This is a genomic window from Agromyces kandeliae, from assembly GCF_009674665.1.
Lineage (GTDB): Bacteria > Actinomycetota > Actinomycetes > Actinomycetales > Microbacteriaceae > Agromyces > Agromyces kandeliae.
In genome coordinates this window covers 87621-102567 of the sequence record NZ_WKJD01000007.1, presented here as the reverse complement: position 1 = coordinate 102567, position 14947 = coordinate 87621, and the positions used below count along the sequence as shown (strand labels likewise).

Sequence of the window (14947 nt, the reverse complement as noted above, 5' to 3'; positions counted from 1 at the left end):
CCGCCCGCGGACACCGATCCGTTCGGGTGCGCACACCGATCGGTTCGCGCGCACACCGATCGGTTCAAGTGCGATTTCTGCGTTCGAGTGCGGATCGAGAGCGCACTCCAACGCAGAAATCGCACTCGAGCGGAACGGCGATGGGCTCGCGGGGGAGAGGGGCGTACTACTCGGCGCGCGAGAACGCCGCGGCGCGCTCGACCTGCTCGCGTGCGAGCGCGACGCCCGTGTAGCGCTCGAACTGGCGGGCGGCCTGGAGTGCGACGACCTCGGCGCCGGTGATCACGGGCGTGCCGGTGGCGCGGGCGGCCGCGATGAGCGGCGTCTCGGCGGGGAACGCGACCACGTCGAAGACCGTCGAGGCGCGCTCGATGACCGGCTCGTCGAAGGCGAGCGACGCGGCATCCGGCCCCTGCATGCCGAGCGGCGTGACGTTCACGATGACGTCGAAGGATGCCTCGGGCTCGTCGCGCACCCATGCGTAGCCGTACTTCTCGGCGAGCGCCGGTCCGGCCTCCGCGTTGCGCGCGAGCACCGTGAGGTCGTCGAAGCCCGCGCCGCGGAACGCGGCGACGACCGCCTTCGCCATGCCGCCGGACCCGCGGACGACGACGCGCGCGGCCGGGTCGAGGCCGTGCTCGGCGATGAGCTGCGCGACCGCCTCGTAGTCGGTGTTGGATGCCGTGAGTCGCCGGCCGTCGTTCACGATCGTGTTGACCGACTCGATCGCGGCGGCGGAGTCCTCCATGACGTCGACGAGCGGGATCACGGCCTCCTTGAACGGCATCGACACCGAGCAGCCGCGGAAGCCGAGCGCGCGCATCCCGCGGATCGCGCCTTCGAGGTCGTCGGTCGTGAACGCCTTGTAGACGAAGTTCAGGCCGAGCTCGTCGTAGAGGAAGTTGTGGAACCGCGTTCCGAGGTTCGACGGACGGCCGGACAGCGAGATGCAGACCTGCATGTCCTTGTTGAGGATCGGCATGCCCCCATTCTCCTCGTGTGCGTCGATCGGGCGCGATCCGGCGTTGGGGGAATCCGGCGATCCCGTGCCGACCTCCGAGGGGGTGCCGCGTGCGACCGTCGGCCTGGCCGCGATGCGGGGGAGGCCGGATATGTTGTGGGAGCGCTCTCTTCACCAGAGGTCGGGTGAGCGGTTTCCCGCGCGCCGGAGCGCACGAACCGGACAGCGGGGCACCGATCCCAGTATTCACAAGGGGCTTGCGGGAATCGCCGGGGCCTGCCTACCCTGTCGGGGACCACCTCGGTCGTTCCCTTCACCTACTGCAATGGAGCACGAATGGACTCGAAGAAGAGAGCGCTCTCACGGCGCACTGCCGCAACGGTGGCAGCTGCGGCCGTGGTCGTCGCGCCACTCGCAGCCGCAGCACCGGCCTCAGCAGCCGGCAGCATCTCCGTCATCGCCGACTTCGAGGGCGGCGCACCCGACGGGTTCTTCTCGTACGGCGCGGCGGGCTTCGGCATCGTCGACGTCGCCGCCGACTCGCCTGACGCGAAGCCCGGCCAGTCCGGGCCCACGAAGGTCGTCTCGTACGGCTGGGACGTCACCGCGCCGGGCTCATTCGGCGGCGTCGGCCAGACGTTCGCCGGGGCGCGCGACGTCAGCGCCTTCGACGGCGTGACCCTGATGGTCGACGGGTCGGGCAACGGCGCCGTCTACCAGGTCGAGCTCTTCGACGGCGGGGCGAACGCCGACGCCTCGGAGCGCTTCGACGTGGACCTCGTCGACGACGTCGACGGGTGGAAGGAGGTGCGCCTGCCCTGGTCGGCGTTCACGCGCGCGACCGACTTCCAGCCCGGCGGCGCACCGGACGACGGCCTCGGGCTCACGAGCCTGTGGGGCTACGCGATCCCCGCCGTGAACGGTGCCGACACGATCCGCGTCGACGACATCGCCGTCTTCTCCGACTCCGACCTCACGCCGTCGGTCTCCTTCTCGACCGCGGCCGCCTCCGCGATCGAGGGCGACGCGCTCGACGTCGAGGTGCGGCTCGACCTCGCATCGGCATCGCCCGTGACCGTGGAACTCGGTGCCGTCGACGGCACGGCGACCCTCGCCGACGGCGACTACGCCGACCCGACCACGACCGTCGAGTTCGCGCCCGGCGAGACGAGCCGCATCGTCCAGGTCGCCACGACCGGCGACGACGCCGACGAGGGCGACGAGACCTTCTCGCTCGAGCTCGCCGCCCCGTCGGGTGCGCAGCTCGGCTCGCTCACCTCGCTCGAGGTGACGATCATCGACGACGACGGGGAGGTCGTCGGGCCGCCGAGCGGTCGCACGACGATCGTCGACGACCACGAGTCACCGCTCGTCCGCGGCGACGCCGGCGGCATCCCCGTCGGCTGGTTCGAGGCGCAGGACCCGAGCAGCACCGTCGCGTTCGAGCGCACCGACGCCCCGCCGGCCCCGGTTCCGGGCGCCCCCGAGGGCAACGACGTGCTGCGCGCCGACTTCGACGTGACGAGCTTCGGCGTCGTCGTGCGCAACTTCACGAACGAGGCCGCGGACGCCTGGACGACCGAGGACTGGTCGACCTACGAGGGCATCGGGTTCTGGATGCACGGCAACGGCTCCGGCACCGACCTGTTCCTCGACCTGCTCGACAACCGCAACCCGGGTTCGACGACCGACGACGCCGAGCGCTTCGTCGTCTCGTTCTCCGACGACTGGCGCGGCTGGAAGTTCCTCACGTTCGACTTCGACGAGTTCTCGCGCAAGAACATCGGCAACGGCGCCCCGAACGACGGGCTGACCCTCACCGACATGCACGGGTACGCGTTCGGGTCGCTCCGGACGACCACGCCGCAGACCTTCCTCTACGACGACGTGCTCGTGTACGGCGAGGCCGAGCCGCCCGCGCTCGCGGTCGGGTTCGACCGGTCGGGCTACGAGGTCGACGAGGGCGACACGGTGACCGGCGTCATCCGCCTCAACCGCGTGGCCGAGACGGACGTCACGGTCGACTGGGCCTCCGAGTCGACCGAGGCGCGCACCGCGACCGAGGACCTCTCGGCGACCCCCGGTCGCGACTTCACGCCCGCGAGCGGGCAGGTCACGATCCCGGCCGGGGAGCGCGAGGCCACGATCGAGCTGCCGACCATCGAGGACGGCAAGCACGAGGTCGACGAGACCTTCATCGTCCGCCTCTCCGACCCGCAGGGCGCCGAGTTCGGATTCGTGCGCACCGCCACGGTGAGCATCCAGGACGACGACCCCATCGTCGCGTCGCTCATCGAGGACTTCGAGACGGAGCCGTGGCTGTACGACGTCACCGGCGATGCCGAGCTCACGACCCGCGAGATCGCGGCGACCGACGCCGACGCCTATGACGGCCAGGCCGCCTACGAGGGCGTCGCCGACTTCACCCACACCGGCACGGCGACCATGTCGCGCGAGTTCGCCGGTGGCCAGGACTGGTCGGACGCCGACGGCATCAGCTTCATGGTGAACGGCACCGGCAAGCCCACCCGCATCACCGTCGGCATCCAGGACGACCCGGCGCCCGACGCCGGTCCCGACACCTGGGAGCTCGCGTGGAGCGACGAGTTCGACGGCCCCGCGGGCGCGCCCGCGAACCCCGAGAACTGGTCGTACGAGACCGGTGGCTGGGGCTGGGGCAACGACGAGCTGCAGTACTACACCGACAGCACCGACAACGCGGCGCTCGACGGCGACGGCAACCTCGTCATCACGGCCCGCGAGGTCGACGGCGAGCAGGCCGGACTCGAGTGCTGGTACGGACCGTGCGAGTACACCTCAGCGCGCCTGATCACCGAGCAGAAGCAGGAGTTCGAGTACGGCCGCATCGAGTCGCGCGTGCAGCTGCCCGAGGGCAGTGGCATCTGGCCGGCCGTGTGGTCGCTCGGCACCGACTTCCGCGAGGTCGGCTGGCCGCAGACCGGCGAGATCGACATCATGGAGTACGTCGGACGCCTGCCGAACGAGATCTTCGGCACCATCCACGGCCCCGGCTACTCGGGCGGCCAGTCGTACGGCGGCATCTACGACTTCGGTGCGCCCGTGCCCGACGGCTGGCACGAGTTCGCCGTCGAGTGGACGCCCGAGGAGATCACCTGGGAGGTCGACGGCATCGTCTTCCACCAGGCCGACCCCGCGGACGTCGCCCCGAACGAGTGGGTCTTCGACCACCCGTTCTCGCTCATCACCAACATCGCGGTGGGCGGCAACTTCGGCGGCGCCCTGGGCGACGACCTCGAGTTCCCGCAGTCGCTCACGGTCGACTACGTCCGGGTGTACCAGGCGCCCGACACGGCCGAGCGCTTCGTCGCGAGCGTCGTCGACCGCACGGCCGGTTGGCACGAGGTGACCATCCCGTTCGACGCCTTCAAGCGGGCGGACGAGCAGCCGGCGGGCGCCCCCGACGACGGGCTCACGCTGACCGACGTGCAGGGCTACTCCCTCACGTTCGCCGGCAAGGGCACGCACTCGATCGACCGGGTCACGATCGAGTGACCGGGTCCCGGTAGCCCCACGAAACGAGGGCGGGGCGGATGCCGCGGCATCCGCCCCGCCCTTCGTCGTGCCCTGTGGGGGCGAGCGGTCAGTCGCGCCCGCCGGGCGGGCCGATGAGCAGCAGGACGACGAACAGGGCGGCGATGCCGAGCACGGCGGCCACGGTCAGCAGCAGCGGACGGGCGAGGAACCAGTGCAGCATCCGGTTGATCACGTTGCCGTCGGCGGGGTGGTCGGTCGCCTCCCGACGCCAGGGTCCGTCGAGCTTGTCGCGACGCAGCAGCCACACCTCGAAGGGGATCGTCGCGTAGGGGACGATCGCGAACGCGACGCCCAGGACGATGAGGCCGAACGGCCAGCGCTGGTTGACGCCGACGAGTGCCGCCGTGAACGCGTACGCGAGGAACACGAAGCCGTGGATGGAGCCGCCGACGAGCACGGCCCAGTCGAGGCCGAGGGTGGCGCGCATGATCAGCGCGGTGATGAGGACGGTCCACGTGATCGCCTCGGCGATCGCGAGCATGCGGAAGAGCCGCTTGGGCGTCAGGCCGGGCGCGACCGACGTGACCGGCGTCGTGACCGGTGGGAGTCGCAGCGGGTTCGAGGTGGTGGCGGTCGTGGGGTTCGGATCGGGGGAGCTCACGGGACCATCCTCTCAACCGGGCCCGAGCGTCCGCATCGAACGAATGGCGGACTGCGGCCCGGAGTAGGGTGTTGCGGTGAACGAAGCGCAGGTCCGCGACCTCGTCGAGTCGAAGCTCGCCGTCATCCCCGACTTCCCGGAACCCGGCGTCGTGTTCCGCGACCTGACCCCGGTCTTCGCCGACGGCGCCGCGTTCATCGCCCTGTCGGAGGCCCTCACCAGGCCGTTCGCCGGGCGGTTCGACCACCTGGCCGGGCTCGAGGCGCGTGGCTTCCTGCTCGCGGGTGCCGCGTCGGCGCTCTCCGGCGCGGGCGTGCTCCCCGTCCGCAAGGGCGGCAAGCTGCCGCGCGCGGTGCTCCGCGAGGAGTACGACCTCGAGTACGGCACGGCCGCGTTCGAGGTGCACGAGGACGAGCTCCCGCCGGGCTCGCGCGTGCTGATCATCGACGACGTGCTCGCGACGGGCGGCACGGTCGAGGCCGCGGCGGCGCTGATCGAGCGGGCCGGATGGCGCGTCGCGGGCGTGTCGGTCGCGATCGAGCTCCTCGAGCTCGGCGGGCGCGCACGGCTCGGCGATCACGTCGAGATACACAGCGTTCTCCAGTACTGAACCCGGGTCGTCCGGAGTACCGTCGGCCCCATGGCAGCAGCACCGGAGTTCAGCGACCTCAGTGCGGTGTACGTCAACTGCACGCTCAAGCGGTCGCCCCAGGTGAGCAACACGCAGGGCCTCATGGACGCGAGCATCGCCCTGATGCGGCAGCACGGCGTCGCCGTCGAGGCCGTCCGGCTCGTCGACCACGACGTCGCGACCGGCGTGTTCCCCGACATGCGGGAGCACGGCTGGGCGACGGACGCGTGGCCCGACGAGATCTGGCCGAGCATCCGCGACGCCGACATCCTCGTGATCGGCGGTCCGATCTGGCTCGGCGACAACTCCTCGGTGACCAAGCGCCTCGTCGAGCGCCTCTACGCCATGAGCGGCGAGCGGAACGCCAAGGGACAGTACGCCTTCTACGGCAAGGTCGGCGGCGTCGTCATCACCGGCAACGAGGACGGCATCAAGCACTGCGCGATGAACCTGCTCTACTCGTTGCAGCACATCGGCTACACGATCCCACCCGCCGCCGACGCCGGGTGGATCGGCGAGGCCGGGCCCGGCCCGAGCTACCTCGACGAGGGGTCCGGAGGGCCCGAGAACGACTTCACCAACCGCAACACGACGTTCATGACGTACAACCTCATGCACCTCGCCCGGCTGCTGAACGACGCGGGCGGGATCCCCGCGATCGGCAACGTCCGCGACGAGTGGGACTCCGGGGAGCGCTGGGGGTACCGGCCAACGCCGGACCACCCGAACCCGGAGTACCGCTGAGCCCTCAGTCCGTGACGTCGGCCGCGCAGCGGAAGCCGAGGTGCGTGGTCGAGGAGTCCTCCGCCTGCGATGAACGCGCGGCCGGTCGGTAGCGGCGGCAGTACTCGGGTGCGCACAGGTGCGAGCCGCCCTTGGTGACGTGCAGCGCGCGCGAGGGGGCCATGCCGGCGAGCAGGTCGGCGCGCTCGCCGCGGTCGACGGATGCCGCGCCCGGGGGCACATGGCGAGGCGTGAACGGGTCCGAGGTCCACTCCCAGACGTTGCCGATGACGTCGACGAGACCGAACCCGTTCGGCGGGAACGAGCCGATGGGGGACGTGCCGCCCCAGCCCTCGTTGCGGTACGGGAACGACCCCTGCCAGGTGTTCGCCATGACGACGCCGTCGGGCATGCGCTCGTCGCCCCACGCGAACTCGGCGCCGTCCAGCCCGCCGCGCGCCCCGTACTCCCATTCCGCCTCGGTGGGCAGGCGGCGCCCGGCCCACTCGGCGTACGCCGACGCGTCAGCGAACGCGACGTGCACGACCGGGTGGTCGGCGCGGCCCTCGATCCCCGAATCCGGACCGAACGGGTGGCGCCAGTCGGCGCCGGGCACCCATCGCCACCACTGTCGCCAGTCGCGGAGGTCGACCGGCCCATCGGTCGGCGTGAAGACGAGCGACCCCGGCGCCCGATCCGGTTCGGCGACGTCGGCGAACTCCACGGGATCGAGGGGGCGCTCTGCGGTCGTCACGTACCCGGTCGCGGCGACGAACTCCGCGAACTGGGCGTTCGTGACGGGGTGGCGTTCGATCGCGAACGGCGCGACCCGCCGTTCGTGCTGCGGCGCCTCCTCGGCGTAGTGGGCGTCGCTGCCCATGCGGAACGTGCCACCCGGCAGTGGGACGAGCTCGGTGAGGGCCATCCGTTCAGGCTACCCGCGCCGCGCCGGCACCCGCGGGCCACTGGCCGCCGCTCGGCGGCGGTGCGATACTTCGGGCATGGTCCGGCACGATCCGACGGTGGATGCCTGGTTCGAACGCTACGACAACCCGCAGCGCGAGCTCGTGATGGCGGTGCGCGACGCCGTGCTCGACGCCGACGACCGGGTGACCGAGGCCATCAAGTGGCAGGCGCCGACGTTCGTGTACCGGGGCAACATCGCCTCGTTCTTCCCGAAGGCGAAGGCGCACGCGAGCCTGATGTTCCACCGGGGGGCCGAGCTCCCCGACCCGACCGGCCTGCTCGAGGGCGAGGGCGACGTGTCGCGCGTCGCGAAGTTCGCCGACGCCGCCGACCTCGAGCACAAGCGCGAGGCGTTGCAGGCGCTGGTGCGCGCCTGGATCTCGGCCCGCGACGAGGCCTGATCGCTCCGCCCGACCCGGTCACCGGGTCGGCTTCCGGCTGCTGGCCGTCGCCTCGGCGTGCGCTGGGCAGGCCCCGAGAGGTCGCCGCTCGGCTTGCACCGGCCATGGGGGGCCCGCATACGCTGGAGAGCCCGACCGGAGGGAGTCGCCGTGCCCGACGCCACGACCTGGGAGACCATGCTGGTCTTCGCGATCGCGCTCGTCATCGCGGTCATCGCCACGTTCATCATCTCGGCCATCGCCTCGATCATCGTGCGGGCCGTCGCGCGCCGCCGCGACTGGGCGGGCATCCTGATCCGCCGCGCGCGGTGGCCGTTCCGGACGGTGCTCCTCGTCGCCGGCGCGTGGATCTCGATCGCGCTCGCGTTCCCCGATGCGAGCTGGCGGCCTCCCGTGGACCACGCCTTCCTCATCGCGATCATCGCGGCGGGCGCCTGGCTCGTCGCGCAGCTGTTCCTGTTCCTCGCCGACATGGGCGTGAGCCGGTACCGGTTGGACGTCGCCGACAACCGGGTCGCGCGGCGCGTGCACACGCAGTTCCAGATCGTGCGCCGCCTCGTGGTCGTCGTCATCGTGATCCTTGCGGTGGGCGCCATCCTGCTCACCTTCCCTGGCGTGCGCGCGGTCGGTGCGAGCGTGCTCGCCTCCGCCGGTATCGCGTCGATCGTCGCCGGTCTCGCCGCGCAGTCGGTGCTCGCGAACATGTTCGCCGGGATCCAGATCGCGTTCAGCGAGGCGATCCGCGTCGACGACGTCGTCGTCGTCGAGGGCGAGTGGGGCCGGATCCGCGAGATCACCCTCACCTACGTCGTGGTCGTCACGTGGGACGAGCGGACCGTCGTGCTGCCCTGCACGTACTTCACGACGAAGCCGTTCCAGAACTGGACGAAGTACGGCAGCGCCCTCATCGGCTCGGTCGAGCTGGACGTCGACTGGCGGATCTCGACGGATGCGATGCGCGAGGAGCTCGACCGGATCCTCGAGGACGAGGAGCTGTTCGACGGCCGTACGAAGGTGCTGCAGGTCACCGAGGCGACCGGCGGACTCGTGCGGGTCCGCGTGCTGGTCAGTGCAGCCGACTCTGCGGCGTTGTGGGACCTGCGGTGCCTCGTCCGCGAGGACCTCGTCGAGTGGATCCGGGACCAGGATGCCGCGGCGCTCCCGCAGCAGCGCGTCCTGGTCGGCTCGGAGCCGGCGGAGCGGACCGAGGCGGACGCGGATCGGAGCGGGGCGACGGATGCCGCGTCCGAGTCGCGGCGGCAGGCCGGGGAGCCGTCGGCGGCGAAGCCGGCGACGGGTTCGATACCGCGCGCCGGGCTCTTCTCCGGGACGGCGGACGGCGCGCAGCGCGCGTCGGAGTTCACGCAGGCGATCCCGGTGCAGCCCCAGGACGAGGAGGGTGCGCGCGCGGGCGCCGACGCCGATTCGGGCGACGACCGGTCCGCCGACCCGGACGATCGGGCGCGCTGAGGCCCGCCGGACGAACGGTTCAGGAGTCCGCGCCGGCGCCCGTGTCGTCGTCGCCGTCCTCGTCGCCGAATCCGGGGCGCTCGCCGGGCTCGCCGAAGCCCGGGCGGTCGCCGCCGGGGGCGAAGCCGTCGCCGTCCCGGTCGCCGCCGAAGCCCGGCCCGGCGGGGACACCGGTCCGGTCGCCGACGACACCGCCGAACAGGGCCGCGGCGTTGCCCGCGACGAAGCCGGCACCGAAGAAGACGAGGGCTGCGACGACGGCCGCGACGACGAGCACCCAGACACGGCGGTACCAGGGCGTGCGATCGTCGACGGGTGACGGCCGGCCGCCGGCGGGCGGGGCTGCCGCGGCCGGCGCGCCCCGATCGGTCGGGTGGAACGGGGGCGGTGTCTGCGCCGTCGGCGGCAGCGGTTCGGTCGGCGCGGTGGCAGGCGTGCCCGGCGTCGTCGCCGGGTCGTCCGCCTTCGCGTCCGTGGTCGTGTTCGTGTTCTGAGCGGTCATGATCGGTCCTCCGGGGTGTCCTGTGCGGTGCGGCGCACCGGTCCGTATCCGATGCTTCGCCGCGAGGCTATGCGCGGGCTTTGGCGCAGCCCGGCGTGCGCCGCGAACCTCGACCGGTCGGGGAGTTGTTTTGAATTACTCAAAACAACTGCTAGGTTGGGGGCATGCACACCGAGACCGACCGCGATGACGCCGCAGCGCGCCTCCGCGCTGCGGGCCTCAAGGTGACCGCACCGCGCCTCGCAGTGCTCGACGCCGTCAGCGGCCATGGGCACCTCGACGCCGAGGCGGTGCTCTCGCGAGTCACGGTCGCGCTCCCCGGCACGTCGCTGCAGTCGGTCTACAACGTGCTCGGCGCGCTCACCGACGCCGGCCTGCTGCGACGCATCGAGCCGGCCGAGTCTCCGGCGCTCTACGAGAGCCGCACCGGCGACAACCACCACCACGTCGTGTGCACCCGGTGCCACGCCGTCGCCGACGTCGACTGCGTCGTCGGCGAACCGCCCTGCCTGGCGCCCTCCGACGCCGCCGGCTTCGCCATCCACACCGCCGAGGTCACCTTCTGGGGCCTCTGCGCCGACTGCCAGCGGGAGCTCGCCGGCTAGCCCGGCGACATCCGCTCGCCCCGGCGCGCTCGCGCGCCGACCGCCCGACCGCGGCGGTGCTCGTCGTGCCCGCACGCCGTGCATCGCCGCGCCGAGGCATCCACCCACCGAGAAGAGAAGGACGACATGTCGAACCCTACGACCCCGCCCGTGACGACCACCCAGACCGGCACGCCGGTCGCCAGCGACGCGCACTCGCTCACGGTCGGCGCCGACGGCGCCACGGTGCTGCACGACCGCTACCTCGTCGAGAAGCTGGCCCAGTTCAATCGCGAGCGCATCCCGGAGCGCATCGTGCACGCCAAGGGCGGCGGCGCGTTCGGCCGCTTCGAGGTGACGGCGGATGTCTCGGCCTACACCCGTGCGGCGGTGTTCCAGCCCGGCACCGAGTCCGAGACGCTGCTGCGCTTCTCGTCGGTCGCCGGTGAGCAGGGCTCGCCCGACACCTGGCGCGACGTCCGCGGCTTCTCGCTGAAGTTCTACACGACCGAGGGCAACTACGACATCGTCGGCAACAACACCCCGGTCTTCTTCATCCGCGACGCCATCAAGTTCCCCGACTTCATCCACTCGCAGAAGCGCCTGCCGGGCTCGGGCCTGCGCGACGCCGACATGCAGTGGGACTTCTGGACGCTCTCGCCCGAGTCGGCCCACCAGGTCACGTACCTCATGGGCGACCGCGGCCTGCCGAAGTCGTGGCGCGAGATGCAGGGCTACGGCTCGCACACGTACCAGTGGACCAACGCCGAGGGCGAGCGGTTCTGGGTGAAGTACCACTTCCGCTCGCAGCAGGGCGACCTGCACCTCGACGCCGAGACCGCCGAGGCGATCGCGGGCGCCGACGCCGACTTCTACCGCCGCGACCTGCACGAGGCGATCGAGCGCGGCGACCACCCGAAGTGGGACCTCTTCGTGCAGGTCATGCCGTACGAGGACGCCAAGACCTACCGCTTCAACCCGTTCGACCTCACCAAGGTGTGGCCGCACGCCGACTACCCGCTGATCCCGGTCGGCACGCTGACCCTCGACCGCAACCCGCAGAACTTCTTCGCGGAGATCGAGCAGGCCGCGTTCTCCCCCGCGAACACGGTGCCGGGCATCGCCATCAGCCCCGACAAGATGCTGATGGCGCGCGTGTTCAGCTACCCCGATGCGCAGCGGTACCGCGTCGGCACGAACTACACCCAGCTGCCGGTCAACGCCCCGCATGCGGCACCCGTGCACGACTACTCGCAGGACGGCGCGGCGCGGTACCACTTCAGCGCGCCGAGCGCACCGGTCTACGCCCCGAACTCCGTCGGCGGCCCGGTCGCCGACCCCGCGGTCGCGGGCGAGGGCGGCTGGGAGGCCGACGGCGCGCTCGTCCGCTCGGCGTACACCCTCCGCGCTGACGACTCCGACTTCGGCCAGGCCGGTGCGCTCTACCGCGACGTGTACTCGTCCGACGCCAAGGCGCGCTTCCTCGAGACGCTCTCGGGCCAGGCGCATGCGATCACGGTCGACGACATCCGCGAGCGCTTCTTCCAGTACTGGACGAACGTCGACGCCGGACTCGGCACCTCGCTGCGCGAGGCGTACGCGTCGGGCGTGGACGCCGGCGCGCCCCAGCAGCCGGAGGCCGACGACGCCGCAGCGTAGTCCGCGGCGCCGGAGCACCGGCGCGTGTCCGGGTCGCGTGGCAGCGCGGCTCGGATGCCACCCGACCGGTCGTGCCCCCGCACGCCCGGAGAAGCGCGATGCCGGGGTGGCAGCCCCGGCATCGCAGGACCCATGTCCACGAACCCCGTTGAAGGACGAACGATGAACCACGGATCCCTGCAAGCCTACGCCGACCGCGACGAGACCCCGATCACCGTCGCACCTCACCCGCTCGGCGGAGCGTACGTACCGCTCGCCGCGCCCGCACTCCCCGGCCGCTACGTCGGCGGCGTCGCATCGGTCGGAGCAGGCACCTACACCGGTGCATCGGCCGGTCGACCCGGTCGCTACACCGACGTCGGATCGGCCTGAGCCAGGACGTCGCGGGCGCGATCCTCGAGGCGCGCGAACCCGGCGCGCTCGTGCGCGTCGTAGTCCGCGGCGGCCACGCTCGCCACGAGGCGGTCGAGCTGGCCCTCGAGGACCCGTCGATGCTCCGGCCGCGAGGCGTGGCACCCGACGTCGCCGACGAGTTCGAACAGGCGGGTCGCGACGTCGGGGTCCGCCGCGCCGTAGCGCCGGACCTGCTGCATGCCGACCTCGACGAGTTCGGCGAAGTCGTGGCGCACCGGGACGACCCGCGCCGCTCCGTCGTCGTCCGCGTACGCCGGCGGCCCCTCCGGGAGGTCGGCGAGGTCGCCGAGGACGGCGGCGATGTGGCTCAGCGCGTGCACGGCGGTGGTCGGATCGTTGACACCGGGGGAGAGCGCCTTCGCCGCGATGTCCGCGAGCTGGCGGAGGCCGAACCCGATGTCCTGGGGCGACGTGCGCTCGTACCCCACGTGGTACGCGCCGGCGACGGCGGCCTCCAGCGCCGACCGGTCGGCGCGCGTGCCCCGGTCGGCCGCGGCATCCGTCGTCGACATCGTCGGCCACCACTCGGCGATGGGCGTGCCCTCGATCACGCTCGCGCCCACCTGTCGGAGTTCGCGCACGACCGCGCCGTGGTCGCGCGCGGCGGCGACCACCGCGTCGCGATCGATCCCGGTCACGAAGCCCGATCGGCGCGCGAGGACCACGTGCGGCTGCGCGGGGCGTACCGGCGCGGGCGCCGTCGGCCGGTCGTCCGCCCCGACCAGGGCGATCGTCCGCGTCGTCTCGCGGTGGACGTCGCGGAGCATCGTCTCGACGCGGAGCCGGCTCGCCAGGTGGGCGAGGAACAGGACGAGCATGAGGACGCTCACCAGGGTGAGCACGAACGCGACCGTCACCGCGATCCGGGGCACGAGCTCGCCGGTGTCCGAGACCGAGCGGAGCACCGTGAGCGCGTAGGCGAACGTCCCGAGGAACGTCGCGAGCGTGACGTGCACCATCCGGTCGGAGGCGAACGTGCGCAGCAGCCGCGGCGAGGCCTGGTTGCTGGCCAGCTGCAGGGCGACCACGGTGAGTGAGAACGTGAGCGAGGTCGCGGTGATCAGCGAGCCGGCGATCGTCGTGAGCACGGCGCGCGCGGCGTCGGTGCCGCCGCTGAACAGGATCGCCGCGAGCCATGCGGGCAGCACGTCGTCGACGGCGGCGTCGAGGATCGGCAGCAGGATGCCGGCGATGACCGCGGCGATGATCGCCGCGACGGGCAACGGCCAGATCCGGGACGAGATCGACTCGGAGAGCGTGGCCCACCAGCGGCGGGTTCCGTCGGATGTCGGCATCGGCACCTCCCGCGCGCCAGCCTACGGGAGGTGCCCGCGGAGGCTACGCCTCGACGAGGGTGCGGCGGATGACGCTCGTGAAGAAGCCCAGCCCGTCGACGCCCGAACGCATCGCCGCGGCGGTGTCGGGGCCGAAGCCGGGCTCGACGGCGTGCTCGGGGTGCGGCATCAGCCCGACGACGTTGCCGGCGGCGTTCGTGATGCCCGCGATGTCGCGGAGCGATCCGTTCGGGTTCACGCCCACGTACCGGAACGCCACGCGACCCTCGCCCTCGAGGCGATCGAGCGTCTCCTCCGACGCGATGAACCCGCCCTCGCCGTTCTTCAGCGGGATGGTGATCTCCTGGCCGGCCTCGAACTCGCCGGTCCACGCGGTCGACGCGTTCTCGACGCGCAGGACCTGGTCGCGGCAGATGAACGACCCGTGGTCGTTGCGGATCAGGCCGCCCTCGAGCAGGTGCGCCTCGGCGAGCATCTGGAAGCCGTTGCAGATGCCGAGCACCGGCATCCCCGCGTTCGCCGCGTCGACGACCTCGGTCATGATCGGGCTGAGCGAGGCGATCGCTCCGCACCGCAGGTAGTCGCCGTAGCTGAAGCCGCCCGGCAGGATCAGGGCGTCGACGCCCTCGAGGTCGTGCGAGCCGTGCCAGAGCGCGACGGGCTCGCCGCCGGCGAGCCGCACGGCGCGCTGCGCGTCGCGGTCGTCGAGCGAGCCGGGGAACGTGATGACGCCGATGCGCATGGGCTGGCTCCCCGGTCTCAGTGGGTCTCGCCCGCGGGGGCGTCGTAGCCGTCGTGGTGCTCGGCGGCCTCGCCGGCCAGCTCCGCGTTCGACTGCTCGTAGTGGATGCCCACGACGTCCTCGATCACGGAGTTCGACAGCACGTGCTCGGCGAGCGCGGCGACCTCGGCCCGCACGGCGTCGTCGATCGGACCGTCGACGGTCAGCTCGAAGCGCTTGCCGACCCGGACCCCGCTGATCGCGGCGTGCCCGGTGCGGGAGAGCGCGCCGGCGACGGCCTTCCCCTGCGGGTCGAGCAGTTCGGCCTTGGGCATCACTTCGACGACGATGGTGGGCACCGCGGTTCTCCGTTCGGTGTCGAGGGTGTGGATGCGTCGATTCTATCCGTCGCCCGGACGCCGCTCGTCGCCCGCCGTAGACTG

At 71.9% G+C, this 14947-nt stretch carries 15 protein-coding genes; 8 read left to right on the top strand and 7 right to left on the bottom strand.

The annotated features are described in order from the left end of the window. Positions 1 to 166: 166 nt before the first annotated feature. Positions 167 to 982 (bottom strand): shikimate 5-dehydrogenase, encoded by an 816-nt coding sequence (locus GJR97_RS04850; RefSeq protein WP_154345391.1) that lies wholly within the window; start codon positions 980 to 982, stop codon positions 167 to 169. Positions 983 to 1297: 315 nt separating this feature from the next. Here GJR97_RS04850 and GJR97_RS04845 point away from each other — a divergent pair, with 315 nt between their 5' ends. Then, complete coding sequence (locus GJR97_RS04845) at positions 1298 to 4495, top strand: carbohydrate binding domain-containing protein (RefSeq protein WP_154345390.1); 3198 nt, start codon at positions 1298 to 1300, stop codon at positions 4493 to 4495. A gap of 88 nt (positions 4496 to 4583) precedes the next feature. Here GJR97_RS04845 and GJR97_RS04840 read toward each other — a convergent pair whose 3' ends face one another. After that, a complete protein-coding gene (locus tag GJR97_RS04840) occupies positions 4584 to 5138 on the bottom strand; it encodes a DUF3817 domain-containing protein (RefSeq protein ID WP_407643572.1) in 555 nt (184 codons plus the stop codon). 76 nt (positions 5139 to 5214) lie between these two features. On the opposite strand from GJR97_RS04840, the gene GJR97_RS04835 reads away from it, so the two are divergent. Continuing rightward, positions 5215 to 5748 carry an adenine phosphoribosyltransferase gene (locus GJR97_RS04835; RefSeq protein ID WP_324613165.1) on the top strand — a complete coding sequence of 178 codons (534 nt, stop codon included), beginning with the start codon at positions 5215 to 5217 and terminating at the stop codon, positions 5746 to 5748. A gap of 30 nt (positions 5749 to 5778) precedes the next feature. Next, positions 5779 to 6513: a flavodoxin family protein gene (locus tag GJR97_RS04830; protein WP_154345389.1), complete on the top strand. Its 735-nt coding sequence runs from the start codon at positions 5779 to 5781 to the stop codon at positions 6511 to 6513. A 4-nt stretch (positions 6514 to 6517) separates the two neighbouring features. Here GJR97_RS04830 and GJR97_RS04825 read toward each other — a convergent pair whose 3' ends face one another. Then, positions 6518 to 7417, bottom strand: a complete 900-nt coding sequence (locus GJR97_RS04825; protein ID WP_154345388.1) for a formylglycine-generating enzyme family protein — start codon at positions 7415 to 7417, stop codon at positions 6518 to 6520. A 76-nt stretch (positions 7418 to 7493) separates the two neighbouring features. Between GJR97_RS04825 and GJR97_RS04820 the strand changes: the two genes are divergently transcribed. After that, a complete protein-coding gene (locus GJR97_RS04820; RefSeq protein ID WP_195760609.1) occupies positions 7494 to 7859 on the top strand; it encodes a DUF1801 domain-containing protein in 366 nt (121 codons plus the stop codon). 150 nt (positions 7860 to 8009) lie between these two features. Beyond that, positions 8010 to 9329 (top strand): mechanosensitive ion channel family protein, encoded by a 1320-nt coding sequence (locus GJR97_RS04815; protein WP_324613164.1) that lies wholly within the window; start codon positions 8010 to 8012, stop codon positions 9327 to 9329. 19 nt (positions 9330 to 9348) lie between these two features. On the opposite strand, the gene GJR97_RS04810 is transcribed toward GJR97_RS04815, so the two are convergent. Beyond that, positions 9349 to 9831, bottom strand: a complete 483-nt coding sequence (locus GJR97_RS04810) for a hypothetical protein (RefSeq protein ID WP_154345386.1) — start codon at positions 9829 to 9831, stop codon at positions 9349 to 9351. A gap of 164 nt (positions 9832 to 9995) precedes the next feature. Between GJR97_RS04810 and GJR97_RS04805 the strand changes: the two genes are divergently transcribed. From GJR97_RS04805 to GJR97_RS04795, 3 genes are all read left to right on the top strand, one after another. Beyond that, positions 9996 to 10436, top strand: a complete 441-nt coding sequence (locus GJR97_RS04805; protein WP_154345385.1) for a Fur family transcriptional regulator — start codon at positions 9996 to 9998, stop codon at positions 10434 to 10436. 126 nt (positions 10437 to 10562) lie between these two features. Continuing rightward, entirely contained in the window at positions 10563 to 12074 is a 1512-nt protein-coding gene (locus GJR97_RS04800; protein ID WP_154345384.1) for a catalase, read from the top strand. 162 nt (positions 12075 to 12236) lie between these two features. Next, entirely contained in the window at positions 12237 to 12446 is a 210-nt protein-coding gene (locus tag GJR97_RS04795; RefSeq protein WP_154345383.1) for a hypothetical protein, read from the top strand. On the opposite strand, the gene GJR97_RS04790 is transcribed toward GJR97_RS04795, so the two are convergent. From GJR97_RS04790 to purS, 3 genes are read right to left on the bottom strand one after another with little or no spacing between them, the layout of a single operon-like run. Further along, positions 12422 to 13783 (bottom strand): DUF2254 domain-containing protein, encoded by a 1362-nt coding sequence (locus tag GJR97_RS04790; protein WP_154345382.1) that lies wholly within the window; start codon positions 13781 to 13783, stop codon positions 12422 to 12424. The genes GJR97_RS04795 and GJR97_RS04790 overlap by 25 nt on opposite strands. A gap of 43 nt (positions 13784 to 13826) precedes the next feature. Beyond that, positions 13827 to 14525: a phosphoribosylformylglycinamidine synthase subunit PurQ gene (purQ, locus tag GJR97_RS04785; RefSeq protein WP_129235762.1), complete on the bottom strand. Its 699-nt coding sequence runs from the start codon at positions 14523 to 14525 to the stop codon at positions 13827 to 13829. 17 nt (positions 14526 to 14542) lie between these two features. Further along, positions 14543 to 14863, bottom strand: a complete 321-nt coding sequence (gene purS / locus GJR97_RS04780; protein WP_324613162.1) for a phosphoribosylformylglycinamidine synthase subunit PurS — start codon at positions 14861 to 14863, stop codon at positions 14543 to 14545. Positions 14864 to 14947: the final 84 nt, after the last annotated feature.

Excerpts from the sequence above, each read along its gene's own strand:
- GJR97_RS04850 (WP_154345391.1), bottom strand. The coding sequence starts at position 982 with ATGCCGATCCTCAACAAGGACATGCAGGTCTGCATCTCGCTGTCCGGC.
- GJR97_RS04845 (WP_154345390.1), top strand. The coding sequence starts at position 1,298 with ATGGACTCGAAGAAGAGAGCGCTCTCACGGCGCACTGCCGCAACGGTG.
- GJR97_RS04830 (WP_154345389.1), top strand. The coding sequence starts at position 5,779 with ATGGCAGCAGCACCGGAGTTCAGCGACCTCAGTGCGGTGTACGTCAAC.
- GJR97_RS04825 (WP_154345388.1), bottom strand. The coding sequence starts at position 7,417 with ATGGCCCTCACCGAGCTCGTCCCACTGCCGGGTGGCACGTTCCGCATG.
- GJR97_RS04820 (WP_195760609.1), top strand. The coding sequence starts at position 7,494 with ATGGTCCGGCACGATCCGACGGTGGATGCCTGGTTCGAACGCTACGAC.
- GJR97_RS04810 (WP_154345386.1), bottom strand. The coding sequence starts at position 9,831 with ATGACCGCTCAGAACACGAACACGACCACGGACGCGAAGGCGGACGAC.
- GJR97_RS04805 (WP_154345385.1), top strand. The coding sequence starts at position 9,996 with ATGCACACCGAGACCGACCGCGATGACGCCGCAGCGCGCCTCCGCGCT.
- GJR97_RS04800 (WP_154345384.1), top strand. The coding sequence starts at position 10,563 with ATGTCGAACCCTACGACCCCGCCCGTGACGACCACCCAGACCGGCACG.
- GJR97_RS04795 (WP_154345383.1), top strand. The coding sequence starts at position 12,237 with ATGAACCACGGATCCCTGCAAGCCTACGCCGACCGCGACGAGACCCCG.
- GJR97_RS04790 (WP_154345382.1), bottom strand. The coding sequence starts at position 13,783 with ATGCCGACATCCGACGGAACCCGCCGCTGGTGGGCCACGCTCTCCGAG.
- purQ (WP_129235762.1), bottom strand. The coding sequence starts at position 14,525 with ATGCGCATCGGCGTCATCACGTTCCCCGGCTCGCTCGACGACCGCGAC.